The organism is Frankia sp. CcWB2 (assembly GCF_977927585.1).
Window position 1 is genome coordinate 1 of record NZ_CDWRCM010000328.1, and the last position, 2,599, is coordinate 2,599.

The following is a 2,599-nucleotide window of genomic DNA, read 5'->3' on the forward strand; positions in this document are numbered from 1 at the left end:
GGGTGAATATTTACCACACCAGTTCGCCGATGCGGAGCTCGTTCTCGCCTATAGAGGATATGGTCAAGCCCCTGGTGCTTAGGGTCACCGACAGGTGGTATTCGTTGTCGCCGACATAGCTACAAGCCTGAAGTGCATCGTGGACCACACCCCGTTTTCCTTGTTCTGGCCACGTTCGTCATCCTGGTCTAACGAGTCACGGCAAGCAAGGGCCGCGGTCGCCCGGCGGGAGCGAAGAGTGGTTGTCGACCATCAGTCGAGTAGCGTTGCGACCAAGTCGCTCCTGGTCAGCGCACTGCGACGGATGCCGTTGGTGAATCAATGATACTACATTGGGTAGTCGAAGTGGCAACTGTCACATGCCGGTGTCGGCGTGCCGACGGTGACGTCCGAGGGCCGTCCTACTGCGGACTGCCTGCGTGCCTGCCCGGCTACCGCCGGGTCGGAGTTCGCCGTGGCCACCGCGCTCACCGGTATCTCGATTGCCGTGGTTTTGTGGCGTCGGTCTCCCAGGCAGGGTTCCGCCAAGTTTGCTGAGTAGCTGCTCGTAGGTCCTGGTGAGGATATCTCCTCCTGTCTACCGGTTCTGCTCACGTTGGCGACCTGCGCGGTGCTGGCGGGAGGTCGAAGGACACCGAGTTGCTGGCGTTGCGGCACGAGTACGCGAAACGGTTCGTCCGAACCGTTCGGGCCGAGTCGCCGACCGAATGTTGATCTTTGGTGAGTGGCACCTGCGCGTTGTCTTGGCTGAGCAGGCACGGCACTACAACGGGCGACGCCCCGCCGTGGACGCGGCTTCAGCCAGCACGGCCTGATCGCCCCGTCGCGGACCTGACCAAGAAGCAGATCAGGCGTTGTCGAACTCGGTCAGCGCCGCCGCGCTGCGGGCGGCGAGTTTGTCCGACGTGAGCCGGAGCAGGCGCGCGGCTACCCCCGAGTCCAGCACGTGGATCTTTGGCGACCGGGTGGACCGGGCAGTCAGCGAACTGCCCCACGCTGGCAGGCGGTAGAGCAGGAACACCGCCTCCAGTAACCGCAGGTAGCTGTTCGCCGTGTCACCCTCGAGATGGACGGGAGTGACTCGTGCCGCGCCGAACCTGTCAGCACGAACCGGCCGGGTCTGCCGGTCGCGGTTGAGTTCAGCCTTGATCGCGTCGAGCACGACGGGAGCGCGCTGATACTCGTCGATGAAGACCGGACCGCCGTCGCCGACACCATACATCAACTAGGAAATCCGAGGCGTCTGAATTCGGTAATCCGAGCCCTCCAAAGTCGTTGATCCGAGCCTGGCGCGTTCGGTAGTCCGAGGCCCCGACCTGCGCCTCGAGCCACGGGCCGGTGCATCCTGTGGGGCGCCAGAAGTCAGCCTGGGCGGCGCTGTTGCATCGGCGGAGTCCGCTGTCCCGCGGCTGCCGATCGGCCATGATCAGGTGATGAGTCGGCGTCGTGCCTGTACCGGGCGGTCGACCAGTACGGCCAGGTCATCGACGTCCTGGCCAGCACCCGCCGCGACCAGGTCGCCGCCCGAAGGTTCTTCGCCCGGGCACTGTCTCACAGCCGCCGGCCGGTGGAAGTCACCACCGACAAAGCACCCGTCTACCCGAGGATCCTCGACGAGCTCCTCCCCGAAACCTGCCACGTCGACGCCGCCCGGGAGAACAACCTGATCGAAGCCGATCACGGCCGGTGGAAAGCCCGGTTACGGCCGATGCACGACCTGAAACGGCTGCGCTCGGTCCAGACCGTCAGCGCCGGACATGCCCTGGTCCAGAACATCCGCCGCGGCTACTACGAACTCGCCATCGACACCGGCCCGCACCTGCGGCTGGCAGCCGCGTGCACCGAACTCGCCGCCGTCTGACCGGGCCTGCCGGGGAGACTGATCGAATGCGGCGCAGCTGTGCCGGACGAGCTCCTGCGATGCGGGACTTTTTCGGGTCGTCCAGATCAGAGCCAACACGGCGGGAGAAAAAATATCATCGACAATCAAAACGCTCAGATCGCTGCGGGAGGTGACGGCCATCGACTCGCTGAGTATCGCGACGCCAAGGAGTCGAAATGAAATAACTTGCGCGTTTCGAACCCTCCACAGGCCTGTGACCTGCGATGATGCTCTCGATCACGTATTTGTTACTTCATTACGTCCCCCAAGCCCACGAGCGGCAAGATCTACGACGGTACCTGGGGCACTCGCCTGGAGCGCGATGGTCGGCTTTACCCCCATGGCCGAACACGCCTGGTCGAAGACCGTGCGGATCCCTGTTCCACAGGGTAGACACACGAGAGGGAAGGCTACGATGTTTGTCAGGGACACCCCAGAGCGTCGAGCAAGCGGATGATCGTTCGGCGCGATCGCGATGAGCCGGTCACTGGCGATAGGTAGGGTTTCCACAGCCACCAATGGCGCGTCGTCCGTGCCGACGAGGGCCATGTCAGTTGCGCCGGTCCGCACGCTCTCGATGAGCCGGTCAGAATTGTCCTCGAACAACATAATCTCGACGCCAGGATGGGCCATGTGAAACGACGCGAGCGCGTCGAAAAGCGGAGTGATGGTGCAGGCTGTGACCATGCCGACAACAAGCCGTCCCCGAACTAGGGA

Annotated in this window: 2 protein-coding genes and 1 pseudogene; 1 reads left to right on the plus strand and 2 read right to left on the minus strand. The window is 63.6% G+C overall.

The window, feature by feature from the left end; translation table 11 throughout:
* Window positions 1-847: 847 nt before the first annotated feature.
* Entirely contained in the window at window positions 848-1,222 is a 375-nt protein-coding gene (locus tag ACY45C_RS21220) for a DUF4143 domain-containing protein (protein ID WP_462189317.1), read from the minus strand.
* A gap of 228 nt (window positions 1,223-1,450) precedes the next feature.
* Between ACY45C_RS21220 and ACY45C_RS21225 the strand changes: the two are divergent.
* A pseudogene (locus ACY45C_RS21225) lies at window positions 1,451-1,861 on the plus strand (DDE-type integrase/transposase/recombinase); the annotation flags it as partial.
* Between the two features lie 258 nt (window positions 1,862-2,119).
* On the opposite strand, the gene ACY45C_RS21230 reads toward ACY45C_RS21225, so the two are convergent.
* On the minus strand, window positions 2,120-2,599 hold a 480-nt coding region (locus ACY45C_RS21230), incomplete at its 5' end, for a LysR substrate-binding domain-containing protein (RefSeq protein ID WP_462189316.1).

What these genes read in the sequence shown, in the direction of transcription:
- ACY45C_RS21220 (WP_462189317.1), bottom strand. Translation starts at nt 1,222, where the DNA reads ATGTATGGTGTCGGCGACGGCGGTCCGGTCTTCATCGACGAGTATCAG.